This window comes from Kitasatospora sp. NPDC057223, assembly GCF_042669755.1.
Classification (GTDB): Bacteria; Actinomycetota; Actinomycetes; order Streptomycetales; family Streptomycetaceae; genus Kitasatospora.
On the sequence record NZ_JBHUWW010000046.1, the window covers coordinates 1 to 15,137 of the forward strand.

General features: G+C 74.0%; 12 protein-coding genes. 4 read left to right on the plus strand and 8 right to left on the minus strand.

All coding sequences use genetic code 11. The features are described 5' to 3' along the window. Window positions 1–35 precede the first annotated feature (35 nt). The 4 genes from ACFUK0_RS18165 to ACFUK0_RS18180 are packed head-to-tail and all read right to left on the minus strand — an operon-like array spanning window position 36 to window position 4,618. On the minus strand, window positions 36–1,172 hold the full coding sequence (locus tag ACFUK0_RS18165; protein ID WP_380251254.1) for an acyl-CoA dehydrogenase family protein: 1,137 nt from the start codon (window positions 1,170–1,172) through the stop codon (window positions 36–38). Beyond that, a complete protein-coding gene (locus ACFUK0_RS18170; RefSeq protein ID WP_380251256.1) occupies window positions 1,169–2,350 on the minus strand; it encodes an acyl-CoA dehydrogenase family protein in 1,182 nt (393 codons plus the stop codon). The genes ACFUK0_RS18165 and ACFUK0_RS18170 overlap by 4 nt, the downstream gene beginning before the upstream one ends. Next, on the minus strand, window positions 2,347–3,588 hold the full coding sequence (locus tag ACFUK0_RS18175) for an acyl-CoA dehydrogenase family protein (protein ID WP_380251258.1): 1,242 nt from the start codon (window positions 3,586–3,588) through the stop codon (window positions 2,347–2,349). Before ACFUK0_RS18175 ends, ACFUK0_RS18170 begins: the two co-directional genes overlap by 4 nt. 1 nt (window position 3,589) lies before the next feature. Further along, a complete protein-coding gene (locus ACFUK0_RS18180; protein WP_380251260.1) occupies window positions 3,590–4,618 on the minus strand; it encodes a phosphotransferase family protein in 1,029 nt (342 codons plus the stop codon). 229 nt (window positions 4,619–4,847) lie between these two features. Between ACFUK0_RS18180 and ACFUK0_RS18185 the strand changes: the two genes are divergently transcribed. Beyond that, on the plus strand, window positions 4,848–5,939 hold the full coding sequence (locus ACFUK0_RS18185; RefSeq protein ID WP_380251262.1) for a hypothetical protein: 1,092 nt from the start codon (window positions 4,848–4,850) through the stop codon (window positions 5,937–5,939). A 48-nt stretch (window positions 5,940–5,987) separates the two neighbouring features. On the opposite strand, the gene ACFUK0_RS18190 is transcribed toward ACFUK0_RS18185, so the two are convergent. From ACFUK0_RS18190 to ACFUK0_RS18205, 4 genes are all read right to left on the minus strand, one after another. Beyond that, the gene (locus tag ACFUK0_RS18190) at window positions 5,988–6,887 is read right to left on the minus strand and encodes a Gfo/Idh/MocA family protein (RefSeq protein ID WP_380251264.1); all 900 of its coding nucleotides are present in this window, start codon (window positions 6,885–6,887) and stop codon (window positions 5,988–5,990) included. A gap of 59 nt (window positions 6,888–6,946) precedes the next feature. Then, window positions 6,947–7,615, minus strand: coding sequence for an O-methyltransferase (locus ACFUK0_RS18195; protein ID WP_380251266.1), 669 nt, complete (start codon window positions 7,613–7,615; stop codon window positions 6,947–6,949). A gap of 73 nt (window positions 7,616–7,688) precedes the next feature. Next, a complete protein-coding gene (locus ACFUK0_RS18200; RefSeq protein WP_380251268.1) occupies window positions 7,689–8,357 on the minus strand; it encodes a DedA family protein in 669 nt (222 codons plus the stop codon). A gap of 252 nt (window positions 8,358–8,609) precedes the next feature. Then, complete coding sequence (locus ACFUK0_RS18205) at window positions 8,610–9,614, minus strand: alpha/beta hydrolase family esterase (RefSeq protein WP_380251270.1); 1,005 nt, start codon at window positions 9,612–9,614, stop codon at window positions 8,610–8,612. Window positions 9,615–9,986: 372 nt separating this feature from the next. Between ACFUK0_RS18205 and ACFUK0_RS18210 the strand changes: the two genes are divergently transcribed. The 3 genes from ACFUK0_RS18210 (at window position 9,987) to ACFUK0_RS18220 (ending at window position 15,121) form a co-directional block, all read left to right on the plus strand. Further along, a complete protein-coding gene (locus ACFUK0_RS18210; RefSeq protein WP_380251272.1) occupies window positions 9,987–11,294 on the plus strand; it encodes an ABC transporter substrate-binding protein in 1,308 nt (435 codons plus the stop codon). Between the two features lie 155 nt (window positions 11,295–11,449). Next, window positions 11,450–13,990 (plus strand): carbohydrate binding domain-containing protein, encoded by a 2,541-nt coding sequence (locus tag ACFUK0_RS18215; protein ID WP_380251274.1) that lies wholly within the window; start codon window positions 11,450–11,452, stop codon window positions 13,988–13,990. A 105-nt stretch (window positions 13,991–14,095) separates the two neighbouring features. After that, complete coding sequence (locus ACFUK0_RS18220) at window positions 14,096–15,121, plus strand: LacI family DNA-binding transcriptional regulator (RefSeq protein WP_380251276.1); 1,026 nt, start codon at window positions 14,096–14,098, stop codon at window positions 15,119–15,121. Window positions 15,122–15,137 lie beyond the last annotated feature (16 nt).

Here is a 15,137-nt window from a genome sequence, read left to right on the forward strand (position 1 = left end):
GGGCCCCGTCGGTCACGGGGCCCGGGGGCGGCGTCTCACACGTGCGGCAGCCGGGGCAGCGCCGGGCCGGGGGCGGGCAGGGCCGCCGGGCCGGCGAGGGCCGCGCGGTGGCGGCCCGGTGTGCCGAGGGCGAGTTGGGCGGCCTTCGCACGCTTGAGGTACAGGTGGACGGGGGCCTCCCAGGTCATCCCGATGCCGCCGTGCAGCTGGACGGCCTCCTCCGCCGCGCGGACGGCGACCTCCGAGCAGTGCGAGGCCGCGACGGCCACCAGGACGGGAGCGTCCGTACTGCCCGAGGCGAGCGCGTCGGCCGCGGCCCGGGCCGCCGCGCGGGCCCCGGCGATGTCGAGCCAGAGGTCGGCGAGGCGGTGCTTGAGGGCCTGGAACGAGCCGACCACCCGGCCGAACTGCCGCCGCTCCTTGAGGTACGCCACGGTCGACGACAGACACCACTCGGCGAGGCCGACCTGCTCGGAGGCGAGCAGGCCGGCGCCGGTCAGCAGGGTGTGGCGCAGCACGTCCTCGACGCGGTCGGGGCCGGCCAGCAGCCGGCCGGGGGCCGCGTCGAAGGCGAGGTCGGTGAGCGGGCGGGTCAGGTCGAGCGAGCCGCGCCGGGCCGGCGTCGCGGCGGCGGCCTCCACCGCGTAGAGGCCGGGGCCGTCCGGGCCGTCGGCCGGGACGATCAGCAGGTCGGCGGTGAGCGCGTCGGCGACCGAGGTCACCGTGCCGGTCAACCCGCCTGCCGCGGTGGCCCGTACGCCCCGGGGGAAGGGGGCGTCAGGTGCGGTGGAGAGCGGGACGGCCAGCGTGGCGGTCCGCTCCCCGGCGGCGAGGGCGGCGAGCTCCGCCGGTGCGCCGGCCGCCAGCAGCGCGGTGGTGGCGAGCACGGCGCTGCCGAGGAACGGGGTGGGGGCGCAGGCCCGGCCCAGCTCCTCCAGGACGACGGCGCTCTCGCGCAGCGACGCCCCGGCGCCGCCGAGCGGCTCGGGCACCTGGAGCGCGGCGACGCCGACCTCCCGGGCGAGCAGCCGCCACAGGCCGGTGTCGTAGGGCTCGGGGCCCTCGCAGCGGGCGAGGACGGCCTCCGGCGGGCAACGGTCGGCGAGGACGGCGCGCACGGCGGCGCGCAGGTCCTCCTCCACCTCCGAGTACAGCAGGTCGAGTTCGGTCATCGGGCCGACTCCTTCCAGGGCACGTCCTTGTCCGAGCGGGGCTCGGCGGGCAGGCCGAGGACGCGCTCGGCGATGATGTTGCGCAGGATCTCGGAGCTGCCGCCCTCGATCGAGTTGCCCTTGGCACGCAGGTAGCGGTAGCCGGCGTCGCGGCCGGTGAAGTTCACCAGTTCGGGCCTGGTCATCTCCCACTCGCCGTAGCCGAGACCCTCCTCGCCGAGCAACTCGATCTCCAGGCCGGTGAGTTGCTGGGCGAGGCGGGCGAAGGCCAGTTTGGCGGCGGCGCCCTCCGGGCCGGGCTGGCCGAGCGCGAGCTGCTGGCGCAGCCGCTCGCCGGTCAGCCGCAGCACCTCGGCGTCCGTCCAGCCCTGGAGCAGCCGTTGGTGCAGCTCGTGGGTGCGCAGCTCGGGGTGGGCGCGCCAGGTCCCGGCGAGCAGGCCGATCAGGCCGCCCTCGCGCGGGGTGCGCTGGCCGCCGATGGCGACCCGCTCGTTGTTCAGCGTGGTCTGGGCGATCTGCCAGCCCTCGCCGACGGCGCCGAGCCGGTGCGCGTCGGGGATCCGCACGCCGGTGAGGAAGACCTCGTTGAACTCGGCCTCGCCGGTGAGCTGGCGCAGCGGCCGGACGTCCACGCCGGGGTCGCTCATGTCGCAGATGAAGTAGCTGATGCCCTGGTGCTTGGGGACGTCCGGGTCGGTGCGGGCGAGCAGGATGGCCCAGCGGGCGAGGTGGGCGCTGGAGGTCCACACCTTCTGGCCGTCGACCACCCATGCGTCGCCCTCGCGGACGGCCCGGGTGGCGAGCGCGGCGAGGTCGGAGCCGGCGCCGGGCTCGCTGAACAGCTGGCACCAGACCTCCTCGCCCGTCCAGAGCGGGCGCAGGAAGCGGAGCTTCTGCTCGTCGGTGCCGTAGCGCAGGACGGTCGGGGCAGCCATGCCGAGGCCGATGCCGATCCGGCGGGGGTCGTTGTCGGGGGCGCCGGCGGCGGCGAGTGCGGTGTCCACCACGGCCTGCAGGGCGCGCGGGGCGCCGAGGCCGCCGAGGCCGGGCGGGAAGTGCACCCAGGCGAGGCCGGCGTCGAAGCGGGCTCGCAGGAAGTCGAGCGGCGGGGTCCCGGCCGGGTCGTGGGTGGCCAGCAACTCGGCGGTGCGGCTGCGCAGTTCGTCGGCGGTGGTCATCGGCCCGCCTCGCGGTGGCGCTTGAGCTCGCGCCGGGCGAGCGAGCGCTTGTGGACTTCGTCGGGGCCGTCGGCGAGCCGCAGGGTGCGGTTGCCCGCCCAGAGGTGGGCGAGCGGGGTGTCCTGGCTGACGCCGGCCGCGCCGTGCGCCTGGACGGCCTTGTCGAGGATCCACTCGACCGCGAGCGGAGTGGCGATCTTGATGGCCTGGATCTCGGTGTGCGCGCCCCGGTTGCCGACGGTGTCCATCAGCCAGGCGGTCTTCAGCACCAGCAGCCGGGCCTGCTCGATCCGCACCCGGGACTCGGCGATCCAGTCCTGGACCACGCCCTGCTCGGCGAGCGGACGGCCGAAGGCGGCCCGCTCCAGGGTGCGGCGGCACATCAGCTCCAGGGCCCGCTCGGCGATCCCGATCGCCCGCATGCAGTGGTGGATGCGGCCCGGGCCGAGCCGGGCCTGGGCGATGGCGAAGCCGGAGCCCTCCTCGCCGATCAGGTTGCCGGCCGGCACCCGGACGTCCTCGAAGAGGATCTCGGCGTGCCCGCCGTGGTCGGCGTCGTCGTAGCCGAAGACCCGCATGCCGCGCTTCACGGTCACGCCGGGGGTGTCGCGCGGCACCAGGATCATGCTCTGCTGCCGGTGGGTCTCGGCGGCGGGGTCGGTCTTGCCCATCACGATGAAGATCCTGCAGTCGGGGTTCATCGCCCCGGTGATGTACCACTTGCGGCCGTTGACGACGTACTCGTCGCCGTCGCGCTCGATCCGGGTGGCGATGTTGGACGCGTCCGAGGAGGCGACCTCGGGCTCGGTCATCGCGAACGCGGAGCGGATGTCGGCGTTCAGCAGCGGCTCCAGCCACTGCTTGCGCTGGTCGGCGTCGGCGAACTGGGCGAGCAGCTCCATGTTGCCGGTGTCCGGCGCCGCGCAGTTGAGCGCGGCGGGCGCCAACTGCGGGCTGCGGCCGGTGATCTCGGCGAGCGGCGCGTACTGGAGGTTGGTCAGCCCGGCGCCGCCCTCCCCCGGGTGGCCGTGTTCGCCGGTGAGGAACAGGTTCCACAGGCCGCGCCTGCGCGCCTCGGCCCGGAGTTCGGCCACCACCGGCGGGATGTCCCAGTGCTCCCTTGCCGGGTCGGCGAGTTGGGCGTCCAGGACGGCCTCGGCCGGGTACACGTGCTCGTCCATGAAGGCGAGCAGCCGCTCCCGCAGTTCGAGCGTCCGGGCGTCGTACGAGAAGTCCATGTCAGTGCTCCTTGAAGGCCGCGAGGCCGTGGTCGACCAGGATCGCGCCCATCTCGCCGGCGCGCTCGAAGCCCTTGCCCAGGGTCTTGCCCTGCTGGTAGCGGAAGTGGATGCCCTCGGCGACGACGGCCAGCTTGAACGAGGCGAAGGCGACGTACCAGCCGAGCGCCGAGACGTCCCGGCCGCACTGCGCGGCGTAGCGGCCGACGAGTTCGCGGGCGGTCGGGTAGCCGGGGGCGGTGGCGGCGGCCGGGATGATCCCGCCGCCGGCGCCGGCGAGTTCGGTGTACATCACGAGCAGCCCGAGGTCGGTCAGCGGGTCGCCGAGGGTGGACATCTCCCAGTCGAGGACGGCGGTGATCTCGTCCGCCTCGTCCACCAGGACGTTGTCCAGCCGGTAGTCGCCGTGCACCAGGGTGGGCGCCGGGGAGTCGGGCAGCCGCTCGGCGAGCAGTGTGTGCAGCTCGTCGATGCCGGGCAGCTCGCGGCTGCGGGAGGCCGCCAACTGGGTGCTCCAGCGCCGGAGCTGGCGGGCCAGGAAGCCTTCGGGCCGGCCGAAGTCGGCGAGCCCCACCTGCGCGGGGTCGATGGTGTGCAGCCGGGCGAGGGTGTCGGCCAGGTCGAGGCCGAGAGCCCGTACGCGCTGCGGTCCGAGCCGGGTCAGCGCGGCGGCGTCGCGGTGCGCGACGCCGGGTACGTAGGACATCAGGTACCAGGTGGAGCCGATCACCTCGGTGTCCTCGACCAGCAGCAGGGTCTCCGGGACGGGCACCGCAGTGGTGCGCAGGGCGGTCATCACCCGGTACTCGCGGCCCATGTCGTGGGCGGTGGCGAGGACATGGCCGAGCGGGGGGCGGCGCAGCACCCAGTGGGAGGCGCCGTCGGAGAGGACGTACGTCAGGTTGGAGCGGCCGCCCTCGATCAGCTCGGCCCGCAGCGGGCCGCGGACGGTGCCCGGCCGTGCGCGGTCCAGGTGGGCGCGCAGTCGCGCCAGGTCCAGGCCGGGCGGGTCGGCGGAGGTGTCGGGCATCGGCTCGCTCCCAGGCTTCGGTGGTTCGCAGGGCTGTGGTGGTTCGCAGGCTTCGTGGTGCGCGGGTTCGCGGGTTCACGGGACTGTGGTGACTAAGCGCTTGCTTAGCATTCAGCCGAAGGGGGCGCCCTGTCAACGCCCCCACCCCGAAAGGTGCGCCCGGCCGCCGCCCGCCACCAGCCGCGGCCCCGGCACGGGCCCGCTCGGCGGAGCCAGCACAATGAACGCCATGAGGTTGATCTGCACCCTGGCCGGCCTGCTGCTCCTAGTGCTCACCATCGCCGGCATCCTGCGCACCCTGGTGGTGCCGCGCGGCCTGTACTCGACGCTGGTCAACCGGCTGTGGAGCGGCCTGCGGACGCTGCTGCGCCTCGGCGCCGCGCCGTTCGGGACGTACCGTGCGCACGACCGGGCGCAGACCTGGCTGGCGCCGCTCGTGCTGGTCGGCATGCTCGGGGTGTGGCTGGGCGCCATGCTGGTCTCCTACACCCTGCTGATGCACGGCATGTCGGAGCTGGACTGGGCGGTGTCGTTCCGGGAGGCCGGCTCCAGCCTGTTCACCCTGGGCTTCGCCAGCGGCGACCGGCTGCACCTGTCCGCACTGGACTTCCTGGCCGCCGCCAGCGGCCCGCTGGTGATCGCCCTCCAGATCGCCTACCTGCCGACCCTGTACGGCGCGTACAACCGCCGCGAGGTGGAGGTGACGCTGCTCCAGACCCGGGCCGGCGAGCCCGCCTGGGGGCCGGAGCTGCTCGCCCGGCAGTCCCTGGTGGACACCGAGACGGCGCTCCCGCAGCTCTACCGGGACTGGGAGCGGCTGGCCGCCGACATCGGCGAGAGCCACTCCAACTACCCGGTGCTGCTGGCCTTCCGCTCGCCGCAGGCGCACCGCAGCTGGGTGGTGGCCCTGCTCGCGGTACTGGACGCGGCCGCGCTGCACCTGGCCGTCAGCCCGCGCTCGGCGCCGCCGGAGGCCCGGCTGGTGCTCCGGGCCGGGTTCATGGCCCTGCGCGACATCGCGGGTTCGCTGCGCATCGGCTTCGACCCGGATCCGCACCCGGACGGCCCGATCCGGCTCACCTTCACCGAGTTCGACGCGGCGGTGGCGATGGTCGCGGCGGCCGGGTTCCCCCAGGAGCGGACGGCCGAGGAGGCCTGGCCGCACTTCCGGGGCTGGCGGGTCAACTACGAGGCGCTCGGGTACGAGCTGGCGCGCCGCAGCGACGCCGTCCCGGCGCTGTGGACGGGCCCGCGCGACTTCGCCGCCGCGCCCGTCCCGCCGCGCCGCCCGGCCGACCGGAGGCCGGAGCGGCTGCACTGACGGGCGGAGCCCGGCGGCGGGGCGGCCGCGAGGAGCACCGGGGAGCGGTCAGACCGCGACCGGGCCGCCCTCGGCGAGGGAGCGCTCGGCGCCAGCCAGGATCTCCACCACCCGCAGCCCGAAGGACACATCGCACGGGTGCGGCTCACCGGTGCGGGCGGACTCGCGCAGGGCGTCCAGTGCGCGGTGCAGCGCCCGGACGGGGCCCTCGCCGCGCTCGGGCAGGTGCACCACGCCCGCGCTGCCGCGCAGTTCCATCCCGGTGCCGCCCGCCTCGACCGGCGCGGTCAGGCTCAGCGCCAGGGTGCTGGAAGCGCCGCCTTCGTGCCGCAGCACCACGTGGACGGTGTCGCGCGGCCCGCCGACGGCCGTCACCAGATTCGCGTCACCGAGCACGGGCAGCAGCACCGAGAGGGCGTGCGGGCCGACGTCCCAGAGCGCGCCCTTCTCCTCCCGCCAGGGCGAGGCCGCGTACGGGCTGTCGCTGCCGGGGGCGAACACCGAGCCGAGCCAGTCGGAGCGGCCGGTGAACCAGCCGCCGACGGCCGCCTGCTCGGCCAGCCAGGGCGCCTGCTCGCCGCCGAAACGGACGGTGAAGAACACCACCGAGGCGACCTTGTGCCGGGCCGTGGCCTCGACCAAGCGGCGGGCGTCGGGGACGGTCAGCGCGACCGGCTTGTCGAGCAGCAGGTGGCAGCCGGCCTCCGCGGCGCGGACCGCGAGATCCGGCTGGACGGCCGGCGGCAGCGCGATCGACACCGCGTCCACGGCGGCCAGCAGCTCGTCGACGTCCTGGTAGGCGCGCACGCCGTGGGCGTCGGCGAGGGCGGCGGCGGCCTCCGGGCGCCGCCCCCACACTCCGGTGAACTCGATCCCGGGGTGTTCGGCGAGTACCGGAGCGTGCACGCGCTCCGCCCAGGGCCCGGTGCCCAGCAGTCCGATCCGCACTTCTTCTGCTCCTTCGGTGGTTCAGAGCCGACGTCCGGGCGTCTGCCGGACGGCGGCTCTCAGCCCTGTACGCGGGCCAGCGTGAATCCGTCGTAACCCTTCGCCCCGACGGTCTGGACGGAGGTCGCCGAGACCCTGGGCTCGGCGGCGATCAGGTCGTGCAGCCGGCGGGTGCCGAGCACGCTCGGGTCGGTGCTCCGCTCGTCGGCCACGGCCCCGCCCCGCACCACGTTGTCGACGATGATCAGCGAGCCCGGCCGGGTCAGCCGCAGGGCGCTGGCGAAGTAGTCCGGGTTGCCGGTCTTGTCGGCGTCGATGAAGACCAGGTCGAACGGCTCCACCCCGGCCTTCTCCAGCTCGGCGAGCGAGTCGGCGGCGCGGCCCAGCCGGACTTCGGCGACCTTGTCCAGACCCGCCCGCCGGAGGTTCTCCCGGGCCACCTCGGCGTGCGCGGGATCGATCTCCAGCGTGATCAGGGTGCCGTCGGCGGGCAGCGCGCGGGCCAGCCAGATCGCGCTGTACCCGCCGAGCGTGCCGACCTCCAGGATCCGGCGGGCGCCCTGGGTGAGGGCCAGCAGGTGGAGCAGCTTGCCCTGGTTGGCGGCGACCGCGATCTGCGGCAGCCCGGCCGCGTCGGCGGCGGCGAGCGCGCCTTCCAGCACCGGGTCGTGCCCGACCAGCTTGTCGGTGAAGTAGTCGTCCACGGCGTCCCACTGCTGCTGGCTCACAGGGCCCTCCACATGTTGCGTCGTCACCGTCCGGCTGCCTCGCCGATGCTACCCCGGCGCCACTGCCGGGCCGTCAGTCCGCCACGGGGGCCGGTGCGGGCGTCGGCTCGACCGCGGCTGCGGCCTCGGCGTCCGCCTCGGCGCGGGCCTTCGCGGCGCGGCGCTTCAGCAGCCAGGCGGAGAAGGCGCCGCCGAGCGCGGCGAGCACCAGGCCCACCCAGGAGAAGCCCTTCAGCCACTGCTCGACGACCTTGCCCACGTGGTAGACCAGCAGCGTCGTACCGCCGGCCCAGACGATGCCGCCGAGCACGTTGGCGATCAGGAACTTCCAGTACGGCATCCGCAGCGCGCCGGCGAGCGGGCCGGCGAAGATCCGCAGCAGCGCGATGAAGCGGCCGAAGAACACCGCCCACATCCCCCACTTGTGGAACGACCGCTCGGCGCTCTCCAGGTGTTCGGGCCCGAAGTGCCGGGGGAACCTCCGCCCGAGTTTCTCGAACAGCGGCTTGCCGCCCCGACGGCCGATCGAGTAGCCGATCGAGTCCCCGATGATCGCGCCGAGGATCGCGCAGATGGCGATCCACCAGGGGCTGACCACGCCGCGTGAGGCGAGCAGCGCGGCCGAGACGAGGGCGATCTCGCCCGGCAGCGGGATGCCCAGGCTCTCCAGGCCGATGATCAGGGCGACCAGGGCGTAGACCCAACCCGGTGGGACGCTCTCGATCCACGCGTCGATGTGCAAGGCCGGTACCTCCGTGGCAGGACGAGATGTGGTCTCGCCGTATCCGATTGCGGCGGGGCCTGTCCCCCCGAAAGGGCAGCCTAATCGCTCGGTGCCCGGCCGCCGGACCTGAGCCCGGGGCCGAGGACGCCGCCGGGCCGCTTTCCGGTTCCTTGGTGATCTCTTGGCAGTTGCTTGATCGTCCCGGCGGGCCGGGACCGGGACCGGGACCGGGACCGGTGTGGTGATGAAGGCCGTGCGGTGGCGGCCGGCTCAGCGGTGGTGCCGGCGGAAGAACTGCCACATCAGCGTGTTGGCGTCGATCTCGCGGTTGGTGGTGCCGTTGCCCGCGGACTCGTACGGGGAGCCGGGCCAGGTGTGGCCGCCGTCGGCAACGGTGTAGAGGGCGGTCTCGGCGCCCTTCCGGCAGCCGCGGTAGGCGGTCAGGGTGACGTGCGGGGTGACCGGGGTGGTGGTCGCGTCGGGCCGGCATCCGTTGAGTTCGGCCCAGCGGGTGAGCGCGGCCGGCACGGGGTAGCGCCAGGCCGCGGCGCCGCCGCCCTCGTACGGGTTGGTGTGGTCCTGCTGCCCGTGGAAGGCGAGGACGGGCACCGGCTTCGCGGGACGGCAGGAGGCCGGGTCGGGCGTGCGGTCGTCGGCGGGGTCGGGCCGGCCGGCGCGCAGGCCGGCGACCGGGGCGACGGCGGCGAGCCGGCCGGGGATCGCACAGGCGAGGGCCGAGGCCATCCGGCCGCCGCCGGAGTACCCGGTCGCGTAGACGCGGGCCGGGTCGGCGCACAGCGTGCCGGTGAGGGTGTCGATGACCCGGCTCAGGTACGCGACGTCGTCGCGGGTGCCGGCGGGAGTGACCTGCGGGACGTTCCAGATGTAGCCGCTGCCGCTCGGCACGGCGCCCTGGGGCGCGGCCACCATGAAGCCGTTGGCGTCGGCGGTGCGGGTGACGCCGGTGTAGTCGAGCTGCCCCTGGCCGGTGTTCTGGCTGCCGTGCAGCGTCAGGACGAGCGGGAGCCTGCCGCCGCCCGGCGTACGGGGCGGGACGTGCACGCGGACGGCGTACTCGGCGCCGTCGAACGGCACCTGCACCGTCAGGTCGCGCGCCGCCGCCGGGGCGCAGCGGGCGGGTGCGGCGGCGGCGGCGGGCGAGACGGGGAGGGTCGCCGCGGCCAGTGCGGTGGTCGCCAGGGCGGTGGTGGCCAGAGTACTGCGGAGCAGGGAGGGCGTCCGGGCAGGCCGGAGCTCGGCCCACTGATTACTCATGGTGATGTCTCCCGTGGTGGGTCCGGTGGTGGGTCCGGTGGGGTGGGCGCCGCGCCGGGGGCTCGGCGGTGATCGCGCAGGGTCGAGTGTGGACCGGACAAGACAACGATGTCCAGACTTTGGCCGGCACCTGTTCGGAACGAGCCGCCCCCTGGTTTCTGTTAAGTAAAGTTTTAGTTTGCCATGGCGTCGGTGTTATCAAATCGCCTGAAAGACAGACTTGACCGCTCTATGGACATGGCGTTGCTGTGACGTCTACGTTAAGCGTCCATCGGCCCCCGGGCCCCAGCCGCCCGTGCGGCTCTCCCCCTTTGCGATCACTGCACGATCACCGTGCGATCGACCGTCCACAGCACCGAGGAGTGACCAGGTATGCGAAGAGGATGGCTGGCTGTCGCCGCCGCGACGATGACCGTACTCACTGCCTGTAGCAGCAGCAGCGGCGGCAACTCGTCGTCGGCCGAGGCACCGAGCGACCCGGCGAAGGTCTCCGGTGACATCACCGTCCTGACCAACCGGACCGACCTCGTCCAGGACGGCACGCTCAAGAAGTACGCGGCCGAGTTCAACAAGCTCTACCCCGGCGTCAAGGTGAACTTCGAAGGGCTCACCGACTACGAGGGCGAGACCAAGATCCGGATGAACACCGAGAACTACGGTGACGTCCTGCTGATCCCGAACTCGCTCTCCGTCGGCCAGTACCCGACGTTCTTCGCACCGCTCGGCGACACCTCGCTGGCCGAGACCTTCGACTACACCGACCATGCCACCGTCAAGGACAAGGTCTACGGCCTCGCCAACATCGGCGTCGCCAACGGCTTCGTCTACAACAAGACCGTCTGGGCGCAGGCCGGCATCACCGAGTGGCCGGCCACCCCCGAGCAGTTCGTCGAGGACCTCAGGGCCATCAAGGCCAAGACCGGCGCCGTCCCCTACTACACCAACTACAAGGACGGCTGGCCGCTCACCAACTGGACCAACGCCCTGGGCTCGCCGAGCTGCGACCCCGGTGCCCACGACGCGCTCGCCACCACCCCCGAGCCGTGGACGGCCGGCCAGGACCTGCACACCGCCGACAAGCTGCTCTTCGACATCGTCCACGAGAAGCTCGCCGAGCCCGACCCGACCACCAGCAACTGGGAGAACTCCAAGACCCTCATCGGCTCCGGCAAGGTCGGCTCGATGTGGCTCGGCTCCTGGGCGGTCTCCCAGATGCAGGCCGCGGCCAAGGCCGCCGGGCAGGACCCGTCGACGATCGGCTTCATGCCCTTCCCCGTCCAGAGCGGCGGCCGGTTCTGCTCGGTGCTGCGCCCCGACTACCAGTACGCGGTCAACGTGCACTCCCAGCACAAGGAGGCGGCCCGCGCCTGGCTCGACTGGTTCATCACCAAGTCCGGCAGCGCCGCGGCCGAGGCCTCGATCTCCTCGGTCAAGGGCGCCCCGCTGCCCGACAGCCTCAAGCCCTTCCAGGACAGGAACGTCCGCTTCATCCAGGAGAGCCAGAACAAGATCGACGCCGTCAACAAGATCGACAAGGCGTCCGAGATCGGCATCACCTCGCAGGACTACCGCCAGCGCCTGGTGGACGTCGCCCGCGGAGCCGCCGGCGGTGACGCCGACAGCTTCTTCAAGGACCTGAACAAGAAGTGGTCCGAGAGCCAGCGCACCGTCACCGGCTGACCTCCCGCCGAACGGCGCCCCCGGGGCGCGGCGGCCCGCCGACCGCCGCCGCGCCCCGTGCACCCGGCCCCCGTCCCCAGAACCAGCCCGTGCCCGGGGCCGCGCCGTGCGAGCAGCGCCCCGGCCGGGCCCACCCCCTCCGAGAGGTACCACCCATGCCCGGAACCGCCCGCCGCACCACGACGGCCGCCGCCCTCGCGGCCGCCTGCGTCGCCGTCGCCGCCACCACCGCCCCGGCCGGCGCCCGCCCCCCGGCAGCGGCCGCCGACGCCTTCGTCACCCGCGACGGCGCGCACCTCGCCCTCCAGGACGCCCCCTTCCGCTTCGGCGGCACCAACCTCTACTGGCTCGGCCTGGACGAGAACGTCGGCGGCGTCGACTACCCCACCGGCTACCGCATCGACGACGCCCTCAGGACGGCGCGCGCCATGAACGCCACCGTCGTCCGCTCCCACACCCTCGGCACCTCACTCGGCTGTGCCAAGTGCATCCAGCCCGCCCTCGGGCAGTACAACGACGCGGCGTTCGCCAGCATCGACTACGCCGTCGCGCGCTCCCGCGCCCTGGGCCTGCGCCTGGTCGTGCCGCTCACCGACCAGTGGACGTACTACTCCGGCGGCTACACGAACATCACCGGATGGCTCGGCCTCGAACCCAAGGCGTTCTACACCGACGCCCGGGCCGTCGCCGCGTACAAGGACTACATCGCCCACGTCCTGAACCACGTCAACCCCTACACCGGGCTGGCGCTGAAGGACGACCCCACCGTGATGTCCTGGTCGCTCGGCAACGAGCTCAACGACATGACCACCGCCTGGGTCGACGACCTCGGCGCGTACCTCCACCGGCTGGCGCCCCGGCAGCTGGTCGCGGCCGGCCGCCAGCAGGGCGTCGACGCCGCCACCCTCGCCTCCGCCCAGGTCGACATCGTCGACGTGCACTACTACCCGAGCAGCGCCGCCACCGAAGCCGCCGACGCCAAGGCCATCACCGCCAAGGGCAAGGTGTACCTGGCCGGCGAACACGGCACCACCACCGTCACCGCCGCCGACGCGCTCGCGCTCGCGGACGACCCGAACGTCACCGGTGCGCTCTCCTGGTCGCTGTTCGGCCACGCCGACGACCACGGCTACGTCCAGCACGACGACGGCTTCACGCTCCACTACCCGGGCGACACCGCCGCGATGCACGCCACCGTCCTCGCCGAGTCCGCCTTCGCGCTGACCGTCGCCGGCGACCGGCCGCGCCCCGCCGTCGCCGCCGTGCCGCCCCTGGTCACCGCGGTCACCAAGAGCGCCGGGATCAACCAGGTGGCCTGGCGCGGCACCGCCGGCGCCGACGGCTACCGCATCGAACGCTCCACCGCGGGCGCCGACGGGCCCTACACCACCGTCGCCACCGGGCTCTCCGACAACGACGCGCCCTACCTGGACCCCGCCACCCCGGCCGCCCCGGCCTGGTACCGCGCCGTCGCCCTCGACCGGGCCGGCCGCCCGCTCGCCACCTCCGCAGCGCTCGCCACCGCCCCCGGCCAGGACGCGGCGGCCGACCCCCTGCAGAGCTTCGCCCTCACCTCCTCGCACAGCGACACCCTCACCATCACCCAGGACGGCGACGGCGTCCGCGTCGCCCCGGCCCCCCGGAAGGCCGGGCAGATCACCTGGAGCCGGCCGGGCCTCACCGGCTTCCAGGCCGACTTCGCCACCCTCGACCGCTCCGCCCTGCCCACCGTCCAGACCTCCGCCGACGGCACCACGTGGGTCACCGCCGCCCCCGCCCTGCAACGCCGCGGCGCCCACACCCTGCTGACCCTCGGCAACCTGCCGGCCACCGGCCACGTCCGGCTCGACTGGAAGGCCGGCGCCCACCCCGCGCCCCTCACCGGCGCCACCTGGACGGCCGCCGCCTCCCCGGTCACCGGTAAGCCCGGTGCCTTCGAGCAGACCCCCGCCGGCGGGGCCGGCGGCGTCGACACCCGCACCCCCTTCACCTGGACGGCCTCCCCCGGCGCCGCCTACTACACCCTCACCGTCTCCAGGAACGCCGACCTCTCCGACCCCGCCGTCCAGGCCACGAGCCTCCGCGGCACCAGCTACACCCCGGCCGCCAACCTCCAGCCCAACACCACCTACCACTACACCGTCACCGCCGTGAACTCCGCCGGCTCCACCCCCGCCGGCAACGCGCCCGCCACCTTCACCACCGGCGACCTCACCGTCGACGACTTCGAGGGCTACCCCTCCGACAGTGCCCTCGCCACCGCCTACCCCCGCAACTCCGGCGGCGGAGCCGTCACCACCACCCTCGACACCGCCCACGCCGACGGCACCGGCCACAGCCTGCGCGCCGCCTACGACCACGGCGCCCCCGGCTACGCCGGCATCATCCGCACCCTCCCCGCCCCGCAGGACTGGGGCGGCGCCACCGGGCTGCGCCTGTGGGCCCGCTCCGACGGCAGCGCCGACCAGGCCCTGACCGTCCAGTTCGTCGCAGGCGGCACGTACTGGGAGACCACCGTCCCGCTCACCGACACCGACGGCAGCAACCTCACCATCCCGCTGAACACCTTCAAGAACCCGTCCTGGGCCACCCCCGGCACCCTCGACCCCGGCAAGGTCACCCAGCTCTCCTTCTACTTCAACGGCCAGGCCGCCACCGGCACCGCCTGGATCGACAGCGTCACCGCCACCCGCTGACACCGCCGCGCCGGCCGCGCCGTCCCGCCCCGGACGGCGCGGCCGGCCTCCGGGCGGGCCCCACGAGGCGGGTATGCTCGCGGTGCGCCCGTCCGGAGGAGGCTCATGCCGCGGCAGCCCACCATGGCCGACATCGCCCGGCAGGCCGGGGTCTCCCGGGTGACCGTCTCCTACGCGCTGAACGGCCGCCCCGGCGTCTCCGAGCAGATGCGCGACCGGATCATCGGCATCGCGCGCGACCTCGGTTTCAACCCGAACAGCTCCGCCCGGGCCCTGCACGGCACGGTCTCCCGCCCGGTCGGCATGACGCTGCGCAGGCCCGCCTCCGACGCGCACACCGTCGAGGTGTTCCGCCGCGAACTGATCAGCGGCATCCAGACCGAGCTGAGTGCCCGTGACCTCGGCCTGGCCCTCCAGTACGTGGGCGACGCGGCCGAGGAGACCGCCGTCTACCGGCGCTGGCACGGTGAACGGCGGGTCGGCGGCGTCCTGGTGTGCGACCTGGAGTCCGACGACCCGCGGATCGGGCCGCTCGCCGCGCTCGGACTGCCCGCCGTCGTGGTGGGCGGGCCCGTCCCCGGGGGCGCGCTCACCGGCATCTGGAACGACGACGAGGCCGCGGTCGACTCCGCCGTCCGGCACCTGGCCGGCCTGGGCCACCGAGGCATCACCCGGGTCAGCGGCCCGGCGGGGATGCTGCACACCGCCGTCCGGGACGCCGCGTTCACGGCAGCGTGCCGACGGGCGGGCGCGGCGGCGGCGATCGTCTGCGCCGACTACACCGCGCACACCGGCGGTCTGGTGACCCGGCGGATCCTGAGCTCGCCGAACCGGCCCACGGCCATCGTCTACGACAACGACGTGATGGCGGTCGCCGGCCTCGCCGTCGCCCGGGAGATGGGCCTGCGGGTGCCGGACGACCTGTCCCTCGTCGCCTTCGACGACTCGCCGCTCTGCCGGGCCGTACGACCCGCGCTGACCGTGCTCGGCCGCGATCTCGTCGCGTACGGGGCGCACGCCGTACGGCTGCTCTTCGACGTGATCGGGGGGCGGCCGCCGGCCGCCGTGCTGGACCACACCGCGACCCTGATCGCCCGGGACAGCAGCGGCCCGGCCCCGCAGACGGCCTGACGCTCCGGCATGTGAC

Bases quoted from the DNA above. Each gene is read 5' to 3' on its own strand.
- ACFUK0_RS18165 (WP_380251254.1), bottom strand. From the start codon at position 1,172: ATGACCGAACTCGACCTGCTGTACTCGGAGGTGGAGGAGGACCTGCGC.
- ACFUK0_RS18170 (WP_380251256.1), bottom strand. From the start codon at position 2,350: ATGACCACCGCCGACGAACTGCGCAGCCGCACCGCCGAGTTGCTGGCC.
- ACFUK0_RS18175 (WP_380251258.1), bottom strand. From the start codon at position 3,588: ATGGACTTCTCGTACGACGCCCGGACGCTCGAACTGCGGGAGCGGCTG.
- ACFUK0_RS18180 (WP_380251260.1), bottom strand. From the start codon at position 4,618: ATGCCCGACACCTCCGCCGACCCGCCCGGCCTGGACCTGGCGCGACTG.
- ACFUK0_RS18185 (WP_380251262.1), top strand. From the start codon at position 4,848: ATGAGGTTGATCTGCACCCTGGCCGGCCTGCTGCTCCTAGTGCTCACC.
- ACFUK0_RS18205 (WP_380251270.1), bottom strand. From the start codon at position 9,614: ATGAGTAATCAGTGGGCCGAGCTCCGGCCTGCCCGGACGCCCTCCCTG.
- ACFUK0_RS18210 (WP_380251272.1), top strand. From the start codon at position 9,987: ATGCGAAGAGGATGGCTGGCTGTCGCCGCCGCGACGATGACCGTACTC.
- ACFUK0_RS18215 (WP_380251274.1), top strand. From the start codon at position 11,450: ATGCCCGGAACCGCCCGCCGCACCACGACGGCCGCCGCCCTCGCGGCC.
- ACFUK0_RS18220 (WP_380251276.1), top strand. From the start codon at position 14,096: ATGCCGCGGCAGCCCACCATGGCCGACATCGCCCGGCAGGCCGGGGTC.